The 17,429-nt window shown below is 61.7% G+C and carries 13 protein-coding genes and 1 tRNA gene; 11 read left to right on the forward strand and 3 right to left on the reverse strand.

Annotation, left to right across the window (positions count from 1 at the left end; genetic code table 11):
• The 6 genes from F8N49_RS14645 to pgaD form a co-directional block, all read left to right on the forward strand.
• On the forward strand, positions 1-313 hold a 313-nt coding region (locus tag F8N49_RS14645), incomplete at its 5' end, for a transposase (RefSeq protein ID WP_151551816.1).
• Positions 314-588: 275 nt separating this feature from the next.
• Complete coding sequence (locus F8N49_RS14650) at positions 589-2,094, forward strand: YdgA family protein (protein WP_151551817.1); 1,506 nt, start codon at positions 589-591, stop codon at positions 2,092-2,094.
• A 236-nt stretch (positions 2,095-2,330) separates the two neighbouring features.
• Positions 2,331-4,811, forward strand: coding sequence for a poly-beta-1,6 N-acetyl-D-glucosamine export porin PgaA (gene pgaA / locus F8N49_RS14655; protein ID WP_151551818.1), 2,481 nt, complete (start codon positions 2,331-2,333; stop codon positions 4,809-4,811).
• 12 nt (positions 4,812-4,823) lie between these two features.
• Positions 4,824-6,821, forward strand: coding sequence for a poly-beta-1,6-N-acetyl-D-glucosamine N-deacetylase PgaB (pgaB, locus tag F8N49_RS14660; protein ID WP_151551819.1), 1,998 nt, complete (start codon positions 4,824-4,826; stop codon positions 6,819-6,821).
• A gap of 1 nt (position 6,822) precedes the next feature.
• Positions 6,823-8,178 (forward strand): poly-beta-1,6-N-acetyl-D-glucosamine synthase, encoded by a 1,356-nt coding sequence (gene pgaC / locus F8N49_RS14665; protein WP_151551820.1) that lies wholly within the window; start codon positions 6,823-6,825, stop codon positions 8,176-8,178.
• Positions 8,175-8,696, forward strand: a complete 522-nt coding sequence (gene pgaD, locus F8N49_RS14670) for a poly-beta-1,6-N-acetyl-D-glucosamine biosynthesis protein PgaD (RefSeq protein ID WP_122698859.1) — start codon at positions 8,175-8,177, stop codon at positions 8,694-8,696. The genes pgaC and pgaD overlap by 4 nt, the downstream gene beginning before the upstream one ends.
• Positions 8,697-8,803: 107 nt before the next feature.
• On the opposite strand, the gene F8N49_RS14675 is transcribed toward pgaD, so the two are convergent.
• The gene (locus F8N49_RS14675) at positions 8,804-10,327 is read right to left on the reverse strand and encodes an FAD-dependent oxidoreductase (protein ID WP_151551821.1); all 1,524 of its coding nucleotides are present in this window, start codon (positions 10,325-10,327) and stop codon (positions 8,804-8,806) included.
• A 139-nt stretch (positions 10,328-10,466) separates the two neighbouring features.
• On the opposite strand from F8N49_RS14675, the gene F8N49_RS14680 reads away from it, so the two are divergent.
• Positions 10,467-11,027, forward strand: coding sequence for a YbhB/YbcL family Raf kinase inhibitor-like protein (locus tag F8N49_RS14680; RefSeq protein WP_071174020.1), 561 nt, complete (start codon positions 10,467-10,469; stop codon positions 11,025-11,027).
• 46 nt (positions 11,028-11,073) lie between these two features.
• On the forward strand, positions 11,074-11,343 hold the full coding sequence (locus F8N49_RS14685; protein WP_110644746.1) for a hypothetical protein: 270 nt from the start codon (positions 11,074-11,076) through the stop codon (positions 11,341-11,343).
• Between the two features lie 77 nt (positions 11,344-11,420).
• On the opposite strand, the gene F8N49_RS14690 is transcribed toward F8N49_RS14685, so the two are convergent.
• Positions 11,421-11,497 (reverse strand) — tRNA-Arg (locus F8N49_RS14690).
• A 434-nt stretch (positions 11,498-11,931) separates the two neighbouring features.
• Between F8N49_RS14690 and gabD the strand changes: the two genes are divergently transcribed.
• The 3 genes from gabD to F8N49_RS14705 all read left to right on the forward strand — a co-directional run bounded on the left by gabD (position 11,932) and on the right by F8N49_RS14705 (position 16,183).
• Positions 11,932-13,374, forward strand: a complete 1,443-nt coding sequence (gene gabD, locus F8N49_RS14695) for an NADP-dependent succinate-semialdehyde dehydrogenase (RefSeq protein WP_024011131.1) — start codon at positions 11,932-11,934, stop codon at positions 13,372-13,374.
• Positions 13,375-13,559: 185 nt separating this feature from the next.
• Positions 13,560-14,837 (forward strand): 4-aminobutyrate--2-oxoglutarate transaminase, encoded by a 1,278-nt coding sequence (gabT, locus tag F8N49_RS14700; RefSeq protein WP_016772251.1) that lies wholly within the window; start codon positions 13,560-13,562, stop codon positions 14,835-14,837.
• Positions 14,838-14,971: 134 nt separating this feature from the next.
• The gene (locus tag F8N49_RS14705) at positions 14,972-16,183 is read left to right on the forward strand and encodes a response regulator (RefSeq protein ID WP_151551822.1); all 1,212 of its coding nucleotides are present in this window, start codon (positions 14,972-14,974) and stop codon (positions 16,181-16,183) included.
• A 135-nt stretch (positions 16,184-16,318) separates the two neighbouring features.
• Here the strand turns inward: F8N49_RS14705 and F8N49_RS14715 are convergent, their stop codons facing one another.
• On the reverse strand, positions 16,319-17,308 hold the full coding sequence (locus F8N49_RS14715; protein WP_151551823.1) for a sensor domain-containing diguanylate cyclase: 990 nt from the start codon (positions 17,306-17,308) through the stop codon (positions 16,319-16,321).
• Between the last annotated feature and the right edge of the window lie 121 nt (positions 17,309-17,429).

A 17,429-nucleotide genomic window follows, 5' to 3' on the forward strand; every position in this document is an offset into this window, starting at 1 on the left:
CTTTCAGCGTGGGGACTTCAGGAATGCCGACGCTTTCATCGCTTTTCTAGGAATGGATCTGCGCATAGCGGACTCAGGCAAAAAGAAAGGCCGGCGCTGTCTGACCAAACGAGGCGACCCTGAGGCACGTCGATTGCTGCACAACGCTGCAATGGCGGCGAGCCGGACCTCGGTGTGGAAAGGGTTTTATGAGGCTATGAGAGGGCGTGGATTGAGCACTACCCAAGCACTGGTCGCACTAGCCCGCAAGCTTGCACGGGTGGTATTTGCTCTGTTGAAAAACCAGAGCGAATACTCACCCAAAGGCGTTTAGGGGCTAGGCATGAACCATAGAATCTCCCACAGGTACAGCACTATCCGGGTGGGAGCGAGCCTGCTCGCGAAGAGGCCCGCAAAAACACCGAAACTCTTCGCTCCTGCCGACTGTCCATTCCCTCCATAGACACTCTTTAACCTTTAAACATTGGGCCGTCGCCCGCGCCCGGTGCTAATCTCCACCGCTTAATTGCGCACAGTCGAGCCGCGACCCGATCCCGGGTTCAAGGAAGACGACTTCATCCACAGCCACGGAAACCGATCAGGTCATTCATGAATAAATCAGCAGGCGTGCTTCTCGGAATTGTTGTTGCCATCGGCGCGATCAGCGCAGGCGGGGCCTGGTACACCGGGACCAAGATCGAAGGCGTACTGAACAACGCCGTGACCAACGCCAACAAAGAGTTGCAGACCGCCATGGCCGGCTCCAACGGCACCGCGTCGCTGGAACTGGTATCGCTGGAACGCCACACCTTCACCAGCACCGCGCACTATCGCCTCAAGGGTGAAGGCGAAATGTTCGGTGATACGCCGGTCGAGCTGCTGTTCGTCGACCACATCGAACACGGCCCGCTGCCGTTCTCGCGTCTGGTTTCGCTGAAGTGGCTGCCGGTCATGGCCACCAGCAACTACGAGCTGGAAAAGAGCCCGTCCACGGAAAAATGGTTCGCCGCCACCAACGGCGCCGCGCCGCTCAAGGGCGTGACCAACATCGGCTACGACGAGTCGACCACCAGCACTCTGAATCTGGTGCCGTTCGAAACTGCGCTGGATGAGCAATCGAGCCTGAAGTTTTCCGGTCTGAGCATGGACATCGCCGCCAGCGCCCAGGCGCAGAAGGTCAAGGCCGACGGTTACATGGATAACCTGAAACTGGTCACCGTGTCGGAAGACCAGGCGCCGGTGCAGGTCGAGCTCAACGGTCTGACCCTGGCCAGCAACCTCGCCAAGAGCAGCTACGGGTACTACACCGGGGAAAACACCCTGGAAGTGACCAGCAGCAAAACCACCTTCGGCGCCAAGCCGATGGTGCTGGGCGTAAAGAACTTCGAAATGAAGAACCGCACCGAAGAAAGCGGCAGCAACGCCTCGGGGCGTGCCGACTACAAAATCGGCGAAGTGACGCTCAACGACAAGAAAGTCGGTTCGGCGGCCATGGCCATGAGCCTGAAGAACCTCGACATTCCGTCGACCATGTCGCTGATGCAGATCTACCAGACCAAATTGCAGCCGTATGAAAAAGCCGCCGCCGAGGCCGCCGCACAAGGTTTGCCGGCACCGGAGCTGAATCTGACCGAAGCGGAAAACGCCCAGGTCAAAGCCGATCTGCAGAAGTTGCTGGCGGCCGGCCCGCAACTGGCGCTGGAGAATCTGTCGTTCAACACCGCCAACGGTGAAAGCCGCGCCAATCTGGTGATCGACCTGACCAAGCCGCAATCGATGGACCTGCCGCCGGATCAACTCGGCAAGCAACTGATCGCGCTGCTCGACCTGAACATTCAGGTGTCCAAGCCGATGCTCGTCGATCTGCTCAGCGTGCAGGCGCAACTCGATGGCCAGACTGACGCCAAAGCCATCGTCGATCAGTCCAAGGAAGCGGCAGACATGTTCGCCGGCATGGCGGTCGGCTCGCAATTGGCTGTCGCCGACGGCACCAACGTGGTGACCAAACTGCATTACGCGGCCAATCAGGTCGAATTCAACGGCCAGAAGATGACCGTCGAGCAGTTCATCGGCTTCCTCATGAGCAAGTTTGCCGGCGTCACCCAAGAGCAATAAGCCCACCGCGCGCCCTCCAGACGCCCGGCCCCTGTGTAAACAGGCGCCGGGCGTTTTGCTGTACGGGTTTTGTACAGACAGGCCGATTCTGAACAATTATTGCGTTGTGAAAACTCGACTACGCTTGCGTGCAGACTGCCTCACCAAGCTTGGCCGAAGGCTGTCATTGTCGGCCACCGTTACGAATGGGCAAGGAGGGCATTGCGACCCGGCTGGCCATGTAAGGATGCTGACAAATGCCGCGTATTGATGGCCCTGTATTACATCGTGGTTTGCGCCCTTTGTTCCGATTCGCCCTGTGCAGCCAGTTGCTCTGGCCAGTGCTGGCGTTGGCCGACACACCCTACGACGAGATGGTGCGCGATGCCCGCGCCGGGCATTACACGCCTGCGCTGACGGTTTTGCGTCAGGTGCCGCCGGGCCAGGCCAGCGACGGCCAGGTCAGCGATCACCTGCAAATCGCCAGTTGGGCCGGGCTCGATGCCGAAGTGGTCAAGGTCTATGAAACACAAGGTCGCGACCGCGTCCTGCCGGTGCAGGCACTGACCGCCGCCGCGCGTGCCTATCGCAACCTCAAGCGCTGGGATCAGGCTACCCAGGTCTACAACAAGGCACTGGCGCTGGAGCCGGACAACGCTGACCTGCAACTGGGCCTCGCGCTGACCCAGGCCGATGCCGGCAAGCCCGATCAGGCCGTCACCCGCGCCCAGGCGCTGGTCGCCGCCAAACCCGACGATCCGTCACGCCGTCTCGCCTTGGGCTACGCACTCGGTCGCGCCGGCAAACAGTACGACGCACTCTTCGAATACGATCAGGCCTTCATCCGCGCCGGCAACAAGCCGGAAGTTGCCCGCGAGTACGTGGTCGCCCTGCAAAAGGCCCGCCTGCCAGAACCGGCGCTGCGGCTGGCCAGTCAACGTCCAGGCCTGATTGATCCGGTGACCTTGCGCCGGCTCGAAGGCGATCTCGCCGCCGAACGCGTGCGCCTCGCCGAACTGGCCACCCGCAGCGAAAAGGAACGCTACGTCATCGCCGACCGCGCGCTGGCCGATTACGACAAATTGCTCGCAACCTGGACCCCTGACGCCACTGCTCACGATGACGTGACGCGCTGGCGCATCGACCGCATGGGCGCGCTCAAGGCCCGCGCGCGCACCGCCGACGTCATCAGCGAATACCAGAAACTGCAAGCCGAGGGCGTGGAAATTCCGACCTATGCCCTGCGCTGGGTGGCAGCGTCTTATCTCGATCAGCGTGAGCCCGAGACTGCCACCGATCTGTATCGCCAGGTGCTTTCGGCGCCGGACGCCGATGTCGGTGATCGCCTTGAGGACAGCACTGCGCTGTATTACTCCTTGCTAGAAAGCGACCGCGCCGATGAGGCGCGCAAGGTCGCCGAGGACGCAGCGAAAGCCCAGCGTCCGCGCGTCGAGCTCAAAGGTCTGCCCATCGGCAACCCCAACGACGAATGGATGGACGCCCAGCAACTCGCCGCCCAGGCCGGTACCTACGGTTCCGATCTTCCGCACGGTGAAGAGCGTTTGCAGACGCTGGTCGATCAGGCGCCGGGCAACCTTGGCTTGCGTCTGGCCCAGGCCGATCTCTACCTCGCCCGCCAGTGGCCGCGCCGCGCGGAAAGCCAGCTCAAGGAGACCGAGAGCATGGCGCCCCGCGATGCCGGCCTGGAGGTCGCTCAGGCGCGCACCGCGATGGAGTTGCAGGAGTGGCGGCAGAACGATGCGCTGGTCGACGACGTGGTCGCGCGCTATCCAGACAACCGCCAAGTGCAGCGCCTGGCTCGCGAACGGGAAGTGCATGACATGGCCGAACTGCGCGTCGAAGCCTACGGCGGCAAGGCCAATGGTGGCGGCAGCGGCGATGCCGGTGCGGTCAGCGGCAGCCGTGATTTTGGTATCCAGAGCACCCTTTACAGCCCACCGATCAACGAAGATTGGCGCGTGTTCGCCGGCGCCGGTTATGCCACCGGTGATTTCGCCGAAGGCACCGGTCACCATCGTTTCCAGCGGGTCGGCCTGGAACGGCGCACCCGTGACATGACCCTCGAAGCCGAGGTGTCGAATCACGATTACGGCTTCGGTGACAAACAAGGCGCACGCCTGGCGATAGCCCGCGACATCAACGATCACTGGCAGTACGGCGGCAGCCTCGAATACCTCTCGGCGGAAACCCCGCTGCGCGCGCTCAACAGTGATATCAAGGCCAACGGCGGCAGTGCGTTCCTGCGCTGGCGCGCCAACGAAAGCCGCGAGTGGCGCGTGTCGGTCAGCCCGTCGCACTTCAGCGATGGCAACAACCGCGTCGAAGCCTTGGTGACCGGGCGCGAGGGCATCTACACCGCGCCGAACATTCAGGTCGACGCCGGCCTGGAAGTCGGCACCAGCCACAACTCGAAATCCGACGACGTGCCGTACTTCAACCCGAAGTCGGACTTCAGCGTGATGCCGCTGGTCAACGTCAATCACGTGCTCTACCACCGCTACGAGACTTCCTGGAGCCAGCAATTCCAGGCCGGCGCGGGCACCTACAGCCAGCGCGACCACGGCACCGGCGGCATGGCATTGCTCGGTTACGGCCAACGGTACGCCTGGAACGACGTGTTCGATGTGGGCGGCATGTTCAGTGTGATCAACCGGCCTTACGACGGTGATCGGGAAACTGATCTGCGTCTGCTCGTCGACCTCACTTTCCGCTTCTAGAAGAGTTTGAAGATGCCTTTTATCTCGCGTTTCATCCTTCTGCTGGGAGCGCTGCTGATCAGCGCCTGCGCCCAGCAAGCCCCGGCCTTCGCGCCGCCCTCCGAGCGCCCGGTCGCGGCCAGTGAACAACCGTGGCCAAAAAACCACGTGCTCGGCATCGCCTATCACGATGTCGAAGACCGTGATCCCGATCAGGCCGTGGTGGCGGTGCGCACCGAGCGCATGATCGAGCAGCTCGCCTGGCTGCGCGAGAACGGCTACAAACCAGTGACCGTCGACCAGATCATGGCCGCACGCAATGGCGGCCCGGAGCTGCCGGCGAGAGCGGTGCTGCTCAGTTTCGACGACGGTTACGCCAGCTTCTATACCCGCGTGCTGCCAGTGCTGCGCGCCTACAACTGGCACGCCTTGCTGGCGCCGGTCGGCACCTGGATCGACACGCCGCTCAATCAACCGGTGGATTTCGCCGGCACGCCGCGTAACCGTGACAACTTCCTGACCTGGCAGCAGATCCGCGAAATTTCCAGGTCCGGTTTGGTAGAGATCGCCGCTCACACCGATGCCAACCACAAAGGCATCCTTGGCAACCCGCAGGGCAACCTGCAGCCGGCCGCCGCGACCCGGCGTTATGACCCGGTGACCAAGCGCTATGAATCCGAAGCCGATTTCCAGGCACGCATTCGTACCGACGTGAAGAACATTTCCGAGAAGATCCGCAAGGCCACCGGTTACAAACCACGGGTCTGGGTCTGGCCGTACGGCACCGCCGACGGTACCTCGCTGACCGTGGTCGGTGAGGAGGGCTATGAAATGGCCCTGACGCTGGACGACGGCCTCGACACCCTCGATAACCTGATGAGCGGGCCGCGCTTTCTCGTCGCCTCCGATCCTGACGGCGAGCATTTCGCCAACAGCATCGTCTCGGTGCAGGCCGAAGCGCCGATGCGCGTGGTGCATGTCGATCTCGACAACGTCTACGACCCGGACCCGGCCCAGCAGGACATCAACCTCGGCAAACTGGTGCAGCGCATGGCTGACCTGGGCGCCAGCACGGTGTTCCTGCAAGCCTTCGCCGACCCCAAGGGCGATGGTCTGGTGCATTCGCTGTACTTCCCCAACCGTCACTTGCCGATGCGCGCCGACCTGTTCGACCGCGTCGCCTGGCAACTGCGCACCCGTGCCCATGTGAAAGTCTTTGCATGGATGCCGGTGCTGAGTTTCGAACTGGATTCGAAGCTGCCGCGTGTAACCCGCTGGGACCCGAAAACCGCCATCACCTCGGTCGACCCGAAGCAGTACAAACGCCTGTCACCGTTCAATCCCGAAGTGCGCAAGATCATCGGTGAAATTTACGAAGATGTGGCGCGGCTGACCTCGGTCGACGGCATTCTCTACCACGACGATGCGGTGCTCTCGGATTTCGAGGACGCCAGCCCGGATGCCCTGAAGGCCTACGCCGCTCAAGGTCTGCCAGGTTCGATTGCCGCGCTGCGCGACGATCCGGCGGCGATGCAACGCTGGACGCGTTTCAAGAGCCGCTACCTGATCGACTTCACCAACGAACTGACCGCCAAGGTCCGTGCGATTCGCGGCCCGCAAGTGCTGACCGCGCGCAACATCTTCGCCGAACCGATGCTCAATCCAGAGAGCGAAGCGTGGTTCGCGCAGAACCTCGATGACTTCCTCGCCACCTACGACTGGACGGCGCCAATGGCCATGCCGTTGATGGAAAAACAGACGCTGGCCGAGTCCGGCCCGTGGCTGGAAGAACTGGTCGCCACAGTGAAGAAACGTCCCGGCGCGCTCAACCGCACCGTGTTCGAATTGCAGGCGCGTGACTGGAACCAGAAGGATCAGGCCGATATCGACGCCGTGCATCTGGCGGACTGGATGGGCCGGCTCAAGCGTCAAGGCGCAACCAGCTTCGGTTACTACCCGGACAACTTCCTCGACAACCTGCCAGACCTGAAAACCGTAAGGCCTGCACTCTCCAACAAATGGAATCCATAACATGCTGGATAGACTGTTAGCCCTGCTTGTTCTGGCGATTGTCCTTGGCGTTCCGCTGGGGCTGATCTTCCTGGTGACCGGCCAGTTCCTGATGTCGTTCGTGTTCTTCTACCCACTATTCATGTCCGGGTTGTGGATCGCCGGCGGCCTGTATTTCTGGCTGCACTGGGAGCGCCACTGGCCATGGCAGGACGACACGCTGCCGCCGCCGCTGGAAGGCGAACCGCTGATTTCGATCCTGATTCCTTGCTACAACGAAGGTGATAACGCTGCCGATACCATCCACGCGGCGCTGGCCCAGCACTACCCGAACATCGAAGTCATCGCGATCAACGACGGCTCCAAGGACAACACCGCCGAAGTGCTCGATGCGCTGGCCAAGGAAGATCCGCGACTGCGGGTGCTGCATCTGGCGGAAAACCAGGGCAAGGCTGTGGCTCTGCGCATGGGCGCGATCGCTGCGCGCAGCGAGTATCTGGTATGCATCGATGGCGACGCCTTGCTGGCCCCGAACACTGCGGCTTATCTGGTCGCGCCGATGCTGGATAACGCACGTCTTGGCGCAGTGACCGGCAACCCGCGGATCCGCACGCGTTCGACCTTGATCGGGCGGGTGCAGGTCGGCGAGTTCTCCTCGATCATCGGGCTGATCAAACGTACGCAACGGGTGTTCGGGCGCATCTTCACCGTCTCCGGCGTGATCGTCGCGTTCCGTCGTACTGCGCTGAACCGGGTCGGCTACTGGAGCCCGGACATGATCACCGAAGACATCGACATCAGCTGGAAGCTGCAACTGGATCACTGGAGCATCTTCTACGAACCGCGCGCGCTGTGCTGGATCCTCATGCCGGAAACCCTCGGTGGCCTGTGGAAGCAGCGTCTGCGCTGGGCTCAGGGCGGCGCCGAAGTGCTGTTCAAGAACATTCGGGGCATCTGGCAGTACCGCCATCGCTACCTGTGGCCGCTGCTGTTCGAGTACTGCCTGTCCACCGGTTGGGCGTTCACTTTCCTGCTGTCGGTGATTTTCTGGGGCATGGGCAAGTTCATGGTCATGCCCGACGCGATCGCCGTCGATCACCTGATGCCACCGGCCTTCACCGGTCTGTTGCTGGCGTTTGTCTGCCTGGTGCAGTTTGCCGTCAGCATCGTCATTGACCGGCGGTATGAGCCGGGTCTGGGCAAGACCATGTTCTGGGTGGTCTGGTATCCGTTGGTGTTCTGGCTCGTCAGTCTGCTGACCACCCTGGTCAGTTTCCCCAAGGTGTTGTTCAGCCAACACAAAAAACGCGCGCGCTGGGTCAGTCCTGATCGGGGTATCAAACCGCTGGGCGACGACCAGGAGGAAGTCATCAAATGAAAATTATCCGGACTCGCCAACGGCCCTTTCTGGTGGTGATCGACGTGATCCTCACCGTCATGGCCTGGGTCGGCCTGCTGTTCCTGCTGGTACGCGGGTTATGGCCATTGATCGAAACCACCGGCGGCCCGCGCATCGATCATTCGGCATTCGATGCCCTGGGCACTTTGCAGGTTTATATGTGGGTGGCGCTGGTCAACGCGGTGATCCTGATCGGTTGGGCGCGTTACCAGCAACGCAAAAGCCGCAGCTTCGCCCAGCGCCGTTTGCCGTCGCCGGTAATTGGTGATGAAGGTCTGAGCAAGAGTTTCAAACTGTGCGACGAGCGTTTCCAGAAACTGCGCACGCCGGGGGTGATGACCATTCACAACGACCAGGACGGCGACATCAGCCATGTGGAAACGCATTTCTGGCCGTTGCAGCAGCAGGCCTTGCCCGCGCCGCTGGGGCAACAGCGAGTGATCTTTCTGCATGCCGATGGCGATGATCAACGCGAGCCGGTAAACCGCCTGACGTGACCTCCACTGGAGCTGCCGAAGGCTGCGATCTTTTGATTTTGCTTATGTAAAAACAAGATCAAGAGATCGCAGCCTCGTTGCACTCGTCAGCTCCTACAGGACCGGTGTCAGGCCTGGATCAGCGTCCACGCCTCTTTCATTCGCAAAGGTTGCTTCATTCGCTCGGCCAGCAGCGCCATTGCGCGTTGCTTGTCGCAGGCCACCGCCGCAACGACGATGCCGTCTTTTGCAAACAGGCCAATGAACGGCGGCTGTTCCGGCTCACCGCTGAACTCGACCTCGTCCCATTCTTGCGCGTGACCGAGATAGTCGTAGTTCTTGCCAAAGTGGTAGGTCCAGAAAAACGGCACATCCAGATAATGTTCCTCGCCACCGAGCATGTTGGCCGCAGCGATGCGCGCGTGTTGCTGGGCCAGGCGCCAATGCTCAATGCGGGTTGGCTGGCCATTCAACGGAAACGTGGCGATATCGCCGATGGCCCACAGGTCATCGCTGACGCGCATGCCGTCATCGACACGCAACGATTGGTCTTCTTCCTTGGGCAATGATTCGAAAGGCTCAGTGGCGGGGTGAACGCCGACGCCGGCGAGAACCAGATCCGCTGCCAAGCGCAGACCGTTGTCGAGCAGCACGCCCTCGACCTTGTCCTCGCCAAGGATCTCCGTAGCCTCGTGTTCGCTGATGAACTTCACCCCGTGCTCTTCGTGCAGGGCGCGAATCGCCTTGCCCACGGCCTCGCCGAATTGCTTGGCAAACGGGATTGCATGGCGTGCCAGCACGGTGACGTCGAGGCCGAACTCGCGCAGCGCTGACGCGCATTCGAGAGCAATAAAACTGTCGCCGATGATCACCGCGCGCTGGCCCGGTTGAGCGGCGTTGATGATCTGTTCAGCCTGTGCTTTCGAACGCAGGACGAAGACGTTGGCCAACTCGGCACCAGGCAGCTTCAACGGATTGGGCGCGCCACCGGTGGCGAGTACAGCGGCGTCGTAGCGCAGGATGCCGCCGTTGTGCAGATGAAGCGTTTTGCCTGGGGCGTCGAGTGAAGTCACTTCGCCTTGCACGCGTTCAATGCGTTGCGCTTGATAGAACGCCTCATCGCGCAGCGGCGGCACTTCTTTCGGCGACATCTCCCCGGCGAGGACAAATTTGCTCAACACGGTTCGGTCGTAGCCGGCATCCGGTTCGCCATCGACCAGCACGATGCGCCCGCCAAAACCCTTCTCCCGCAACGCCGCCGCGCAAGCCGTACCCGCCGCCCCGGCGCCGACAACCACGAACGTTCTTGGGTCGTCAGCGGGCGGGGTGTGCGGATCGGGCAACGACTGGTCATCGACCCACACTTCATCGCCGCGCAACTCCAGCGGATAGCGCTTGAGACTGTCCAGCGATGGCGGCTCGCACAGGCCACCGTCCTCGGCACGGTACGCGGCTTTGTGCCAAGGGCAAATCAACCTGCCGTGACACAACGCACCCTCGGCCAGTGGCGCACCGGCGTGTGGACACAGGCCCTGAAACGCTCGCAACTCGCCGTTGGCACGCAGCAGGACGATCTTGCAGTCGCCGATTTCGACTTGCAGGCCACGGTCTTGCGGGACATCGGCGAAACGGGCGACACGGTGCAGGGACATTTTCGGCTTCCTCGCAGGCATTTCTCTTGTGAGTTGGCGGCGCCGCGCGAGGTTCAGCCATTTGCTACTGCCAAGGCACGAACGGTACGGCTATAGTTTGCGGGCCGACGACGGCCTCACTGCACAAGGTGCTCCCGGAATGACCCGATTGACCACACTCAACCCATGGCTGGCGGCCATCGCCGTGACCCTTTGCGTGCAGTTCCCGGCACAGGCCCAGGAGCGCTTCACCCTGAGCATCCCCGGCGTGTCGGATAACCGTCTGTTCACCTCGGCAGCGGCAAGTGACGCACCCGGCTGCGGCGGCAAGAACCAGTCGCCGGCGTTGAGCTGGAACGCCGGCCCGGCCGGTACCCAGAGCTACGCCATCGTCATGCACGACCCGGATGGCCAGAAAGGCTTGGGCGTGGATCACTGGATTCACTACGGCATCAAACCCACCACCCACCAGATCGCGGCCGGCGTCGGTGCCAAATCCGCCCTCGAAGGCGTCGGCGGCACCAACAGCAAAGGCAACACCCACTACATGGGTCCGTGCCCGCCAGTGGGCGACAGCGCGCACCACTACATCATCCAGATCTACGCCCTCGACCTCGCCCCGGATGCCCTGCCTGCCGGCCTGACCCGCGCCGAGCTGATGGAGAAAATCAAAGGCCATGTGCTGCGCAACAGCAGCGCGGTGCGGCGTTATCACCGCTGAGGTTCGGCCGCTCCCGGGCGGCTGATTGCCCTGAATCCCCAGCCATTTGGCATTGCCCCGCGAAAACGCGCACTATCAAGTCATTGCCAATGCGCTGGAGGACACCGTGGCAGCAAAAATCGACCGCATCGCCCAGCTACTCAACTGCCCGGAAAAGGGCGAACAAATGCGGCGTGCAGTAACCGAGACACGTAAGGAGTTTCTGCTGAATCAGCCGGAAGAAGACCTCGTTGAAGAAGACGAGGTATTTGACGAGGCTGAGGAGGAGGGGGATGACGACGATGAATATGATGAGTTTGACTGGACGACGGAGTGACGGCGTTCCAGCGACCTCGTCATAGCTCACAAAAAAGCCCCGGACCATCACAGTCCGGGGCTTTCTCATTTGATTCATGGTGCACCAGGCGGGATTCGAACCCACGACCCCTGCCTTCGGAGGGCAGTACTCTATCCAGCTGAGCTACTGGTGCAGCGGGCGACATCATACCTAGGTCGGCTCGGGGCGTCCATGCCGGGTTTGGCGGGTTTTGTCAGTGTGCGTGTCGGCGCAAAATCGCTGCATTCCTTAAAGCGGTAACGTCCTGCAAAACCCTCGCTTGGCGCTTTGCCGGGGTTGATCTAAGGTTTTTCCTGCGGCAAGGGTTTTCGGTACGTTGATCTGAAAAGCGGCATTTTTGTTCTTTTTTTCGAACGACCTATTGTCCTTTACCCCCTTTGAACCTACGATCCGTTTGAGATTTCAAACGCTCTTTGGCGGGATGTTGCAGCGCAAGTGCGCCCCGGTCGTGCACTGTTGATGCGCCACAATCCGCTCACTGATTTCCCTGACGGCAGCCTTGCGAGGCGCCTTTCTACAATCATAATTTGCTCCGCGCAGGCCGCGGTGCTGTTAAGGAAAGCCGACATGCAGCTTAAAGACACCCAGTTGTTCCGCCAGCAAGCCTTCATCGATGGCGCTTGGGTCGATGCCGACAACGGTCAGACGATCAAGGTCAACAACCCGGCCACCGGCGAAATCCTCGGCACCGTGCCGAAGATGGGCGCCGCTGAAACCCGCCGTGCCATTGAAGCTGCTGACAAAGCGCTGCCGGCCTGGCGTGCGCTGACCGCCAAAGAGCGTGCCGGCAAGCTGCGTCGCTGGTTCGAACTGATGATCGAGAACCAGGACGACCTCGCGCGCCTGATGACCCTCGAGCAAGGCAAGCCGCTGGCCGAAGCCAAGGGCGAAATCGTTTACGCCGCATCGTTCATCGAGTGGTTCGCCGAAGAAGCCAAGCGCATCTACGGTGATGTGATTCCAGGCCACCAGCCGGACAAGCGCCTGATCGTGATCAAGCAGCCGATCGGCGTCACCGCTGCGATCACTCCGTGGAACTTCCCGGCAGCAATGATCACTCGCAAGGCCGGCCCAGCACTGGCCGCCGGTTGCACCATGGTGCTCAAGCCAGCATCGCAAACTCCATTTTCCGCTTTCGCCCTGGCCGAACTGGCTCAGCGCGCGGGCATTCCGGCGGGTGTGTTCAGCGTGGTGTCCGGCAGCGCCGGCGATATCGGCAGCGAGCTGACCAGCAACCCGATCGTGCGCAAACTGTCCTTCACCGGCTCGACCGAAATCGGTCGCCAGTTGATGGCCGAATGCGCCAAGGACATCAAGAAAGTCTCGCTGGAACTGGGCGGCAACGCGCCGTTCATCGTGTTCGACGACGCCGATCTGGATAAGGCCGTCGAAGGCGCGATCATCTCCAAGTACCGCAACAACGGCCAGACCTGCGTCTGCGCCAACCGTCTGTACATTCAGGACGCGGTCTACGATGCGTTCGCCGAGAAGCTGAAAGTGGCTGTGGCCAAACTGAAGATCGGCAACGGTCTGGAAGATGGCACCACCACCGGTCCGCTGATCGACGAAAAAGCCGTGGCCAAGGTTCAGGAACACATCGCTGACGCCGTAAGCAAAGGCGCCACCGTACTGGCGGGCGGCAAGGCGATGGAAGGCAACTTCTTCGAGCCGACCATTCTGACCAACGTGCCGAAAAACGCGGCCGTGGCCAAGGAAGAAACCTTTGGTCCGCTGGCGCCGCTGTTCCGCTTCAAAGACGAAGCCGAAGTGATCGCCATGTCCAACGACACCGAATTCGGTCTGGCTTCTTACTTCTACGCTCGTGACCTCGGCCGTGTGTTCCGTGTCGCCGAAGCGCTGGAGTACGGCATGGTCGGCGTCAACACCGGGCTGATCTCCAACGAAGTCGCGCCGTTCGGCGGCATCAAGGCCTCGGGCCTGGGCCGTGAAGGCTCCAAGTACGGCATCGAAGACTACCTGGAAATCAAATACCTCTGCCTGGGCATCTAAGCCGGGAAAGGGATCGCTGCAAACGCAAAGGGCACGAGAGCGCTGTCCCTTTGCGTCGTTTCAAACAGGAATTTTCTCTGCGGCCAGGAACGCCGTGGCAGTCGATCATCGCATGCTGCCACCGCCGATTTCTCCCGCTTCATCCTTGAACCACGCCGCCCGATGAGCGGCGAATGAGGACTGTAATGAGCAAGACTAACGCTGAACTGATGGCCCGCCGCACCAATGCCGTACCTCGTGGTGTCGGCCAGATTCACCCGATCTTCGCCGAGTCGGCAAAGAACGCCACCGTAACCGACGTTGAAGGTCGTGAGTTCATCGACTTCGCCGGCGGTATCGCTGTACTGAACACCGGCCACGTGCATCCGAAAATCATCGCCGCCGTGACTGAACAGCTGAACAAGCTGACCCACACCTGCTTCCAGGTGCTGGCTTACGAGCCCTACGTTGAGCTGTGCGAAAAAATCAACGCCAAGGTGCCAGGTGATTTCGCCAAGAAAACCCTGCTGGTCACCACCGGTTCCGAAGCCGTTGAAAACGCCGTGAAGATCGCCCGTGCCGCCACTGGCCGCGCTGGCGTGATCGCTTTCACCGGCGCTTACCACGGTCGTACCATGATGACCCTCGGCCTGACCGGTAAAGTCGTGCCGTACTCGGCCGGCATGGGCCTGATGCCAGGCGGCATCTTCCGCGCGTTGTACCCGAACGAACTGCACGGCGTGAGCATCGACGATTCGATCGCTTCCATCGAACGCATCTTCAAGAACGACGCCGAGCCGAAAGACATCGCTGCAATCATCATCGAGCCGGTGCAGGGCGAAGGCGGTTTCTACGTCGCGCCGAAGGAATTCATGAAGCGTCTGCGTGCGCTGTGCGACCAGCACGGCATCCTGCTGATCGCTGACGAAGTGCAGACCGGCGCTGGCCGTACCGGCACCTTCTTCGCCATGGAACAGATGGGCGTTGCCGCCGATCTGACCACTTTCGCCAAGTCTATCGCTGGCGGCTTCCCGCTGGCCGGCGTGTGCGGCAAGGCCGAGTACATGGACGCCATCGCTCCGGGCGGCCTGGGCGGCACCTACGCCGGTAGCCCGATCGCTTGCGCCGCTGCGCTGGCAGTCATGGAAGTGTTTGAAGAAGAGCAACTGCTGGACCGCTGCAAGGCTGTCGGCGAGCGCCTGGTCACCGGTTTGAAGGCGATTCAGGCCAAGTACCCGGTCATCGGTGAAGTGCGTGCGCTAGGCGCGATGATCGCGGTCGAGCTGTTCGAAAACGGCGACAGCCACAAGCCAAACCCGACTGCCGTGGCTGCCGTGGTGGCCAAGGCGCGTGACAAGGGCCTGATCCTGCTGTCCTGCGGCACTTACGGTAACGTGCTGCGTGTGCTGGTTCCGCTGACGTCGCCAGACGAGCAACTGGACAAAGGCCTGGCGATCATCGAAGAGTGCTTCTCTGAACTCTGATCCATTGCTGTGACCCGCTCGACAAAAACCCGCTTCGGCGGGTTTTTTTCGCTCCTTGAAACACATCGGACGGGTTTGCGCTGTATCGAATCGCCAGCATTGACTAAGGTTCAGACATTGCAAGGAGAGCGCGCATGACTGCCGTTGATTTACCCGCCGTACCCCGGGTGTTGATTGCCGAGGCCGATCCCTGGTCCCGTGACCTGCTCAAACAAGTGCTGCTCAATGTGCGCTGCGATGCGCGCCTGGATTTGTGTGCCGATGGCCAGCAGGCAATGTCGTTGCTCAGCGAGGTGCCCTATGACTTGGCCATCGTCGATTGGGAGCTGCCTGGCATCGACGGATTGCATGTGCTGCGCAGCGTCCGCCAGCGCAAACGCAATCCGCCGTTGCCGTTCATTCTGATGAGCAGCCGCAACGACAGCGCCAGCGTGCGCGAAGCGATTCCGCTCGCGCCGACGGCGTACCTGACCAAACCGTTGAACATGGAGGGCCTGACCGAGCGCTTGCAGGGCTTGCTGGTCAACGCTGGCGAAGCGGTGGTTTGCGAAGTGCCGGCACTGGCGCCGGGCATGACCCTGTCGGTGTTCCTTGAGCGGCGTCGCGAGCAGGCCGATGGCGCGCCGCTGATGACCGACGTGCAAGTGGCGGTCAAGCGCAGCCTCAATCCCGAGGGGCTGGACCTCAAGCTGCTGGAAGAAGAGGTGCGCACCGATCCGCAGATTACCGCCGTGCTGATCGCAGCCGCCAACAGTGCCGCGCAACACTACGGCGCGCCGGTGCAAACCCTGGCCCAGGCGCTGCACCGACTCGGCACCGGGCAGAGCATGAACCTGATTCTCGGGCTGGCGCTCAAACGCAGCGCGCGGCTCAGCGATCCATGCCTGGCGGATTACGCCGAGCGCTATTGGGGGCTGTCACTGCACACGGCGGAATACGCCCGCACGCTGGCGCGCCTGCTCGATCTGGATCGGGAGCGCTGCTATTGCGCCGGGATGCTGCATCGGCTCGGTGATCTGGCGCTGCTGCGCTGCTTGCAGGAATGGCAGCAGGCCGGCGGCGAGCTGGACGAGTTGGAGGAGGTCGGTGAAGCGTTGGCGAAGTTTGGCGCTTCTTATGGCTCGGCATTGCGCACCCGCTGGCGTCTGCCGCTGGAGTTGCGCGAGTTGATTGCTTCGGCCTACCAGCTCGGTGGTGGCGTTTACAGTCGCGAGGCGCTGGTGATGCACATGGCTGCGCAGATGGCGCGGCTGACCGAGCACGAAGGCGTAGAGGAGCTGGCGAAGAGCCGGACGGCGCGGTTGCTCAAGATCGGGCTGCCGGAGTTGATGCGGATGCGCAAATGACAGATCACCACATTCCAATGTGGGAGCGAGCCTGCTCGCAAAGGCGCCAGCGCAGGCAACATTTTTGTTGAAGGTGCAGGCCTCATCGCGGGCAAGCCCGCTCCCACAGGAATTGCGGCAGCCACAAAATACGGGTCAGGCAGCAATGATCCGGTTCTTGCCCTGCCGTTTCGCCTCGTACATCGCGGCATCCGCGCGGGCGAACAGGCTGTCCAGGCTCTTGTCTTCGTCGGTGAGGTTGGTCAGGCCCTGGCTTACGGTGATGCTGAATGCTTGGCCGTCGTGGTTGAAGCGCAGTCGCTGGATCTCCTGCTGCAGGCGCTCCGCCACTTGCACCGCCATCTCCGGCGCACAGCCGGGGAACACCGCGGCGAACTCCTCACCGCCAATCCGCCCGAACAGGTCGCCACGGCGCAATGAGCCGCGCCCGCATTCGGCGATCCGTTGCAGCACATTGTCGCCTTCGGGGTGGCCGTAGCTGTCGTTGATCACTTTGAAATCGTCGATGTCCAGCAGCAGGAAGGCTAGCGGTGTGCCTTGGCGGCGCGCCTCGGCGAACTCGCGGTGGGCGCATTCGAAGAAGTGGCGGCGGTTGCTGCTTTGCGTCAGCACATCGGTGGTGGCCAAGCGTTGCAGCTCGGTTTCCATGTGTTTTTTGTCGGTGATGTCTTCGGCGATGCCGACGATGATCACCGGCTGCCCGGGCTCGTCCTGGCGATTGATAAAGCATTTGTCGCTGAGCCAGCGCACCTGGCCATCGGCCGCGATGATGCGGTACTCGCGATCTTCCATTGCACCTCGGTGCAGGACTTCGGCAAGGCTTTGTTCGGCGTACTCCAGATCATCGGGGTAAATGCTGTCGCGCCATTGGTTGTAGTCCGCCAGCAGAAGCGCGGCGGAACGGCCGAAGATCCGTTCATAGGCCGGACTGACGTACAGCACCTGCCGGGTTTCCCAGTTGAAAGCCCAGAGCACGGCGTTGACGCTAACCAGCAGTGAACTGATCAATTGTTCGCGCTCGCTCAGCCGCGCGACTTCGCCTTGCGCGTGCATCAGCGCCATCAGCGTTTGCGCGGCCTCGGGCCATTGGGTGAAGGATGTGTCTTTCTGGTTGTTGTTGACCATCGGCACAAATCTCAAAGGGCGCGCCGCAATGTCGACAACGGCCACAGGACAGCCCGCCGGGATGGCGAAGTGTCATTGAGATAGAGGATTTTCGGCGAAGTTCCCGGCCATTACCGAGTCC

It is taken from the genome of Pseudomonas sp. GXM4 (genome assembly GCF_008923895.1).
GTDB classification, from domain to species: Bacteria; Pseudomonadota; Gammaproteobacteria; order Pseudomonadales; family Pseudomonadaceae; genus Aquipseudomonas; species Aquipseudomonas atacamensis.

What these genes read in the sequence shown, in the direction of transcription:
- F8N49_RS14650 (WP_151551817.1), top strand. Translation starts at nt 589, where the DNA reads ATGAATAAATCAGCAGGCGTGCTTCTCGGAATTGTTGTTGCCATCGGC.
- pgaA (WP_151551818.1), top strand. Translation starts at nt 2,331, where the DNA reads ATGCCGCGTATTGATGGCCCTGTATTACATCGTGGTTTGCGCCCTTTG.
- pgaB (WP_151551819.1), top strand. Translation starts at nt 4,824, where the DNA reads ATGCCTTTTATCTCGCGTTTCATCCTTCTGCTGGGAGCGCTGCTGATC.
- pgaC (WP_151551820.1), top strand. Translation starts at nt 6,823, where the DNA reads ATGCTGGATAGACTGTTAGCCCTGCTTGTTCTGGCGATTGTCCTTGGC.
- pgaD (WP_122698859.1), top strand. Translation starts at nt 8,175, where the DNA reads ATGAAAATTATCCGGACTCGCCAACGGCCCTTTCTGGTGGTGATCGAC.
- F8N49_RS14675 (WP_151551821.1), bottom strand. Translation starts at nt 10,327, where the DNA reads ATGTCCCTGCACCGTGTCGCCCGTTTCGCCGATGTCCCGCAAGACCGT.
- F8N49_RS14680 (WP_071174020.1), top strand. Translation starts at nt 10,467, where the DNA reads ATGACCCGATTGACCACACTCAACCCATGGCTGGCGGCCATCGCCGTG.
- gabD (WP_024011131.1), top strand. Translation starts at nt 11,932, where the DNA reads ATGCAGCTTAAAGACACCCAGTTGTTCCGCCAGCAAGCCTTCATCGAT.
- gabT (WP_016772251.1), top strand. Translation starts at nt 13,560, where the DNA reads ATGAGCAAGACTAACGCTGAACTGATGGCCCGCCGCACCAATGCCGTA.
- F8N49_RS14705 (WP_151551822.1), top strand. Translation starts at nt 14,972, where the DNA reads ATGACTGCCGTTGATTTACCCGCCGTACCCCGGGTGTTGATTGCCGAG.
- F8N49_RS14715 (WP_151551823.1), bottom strand. Translation starts at nt 17,308, where the DNA reads ATGGTCAACAACAACCAGAAAGACACATCCTTCACCCAATGGCCCGAG.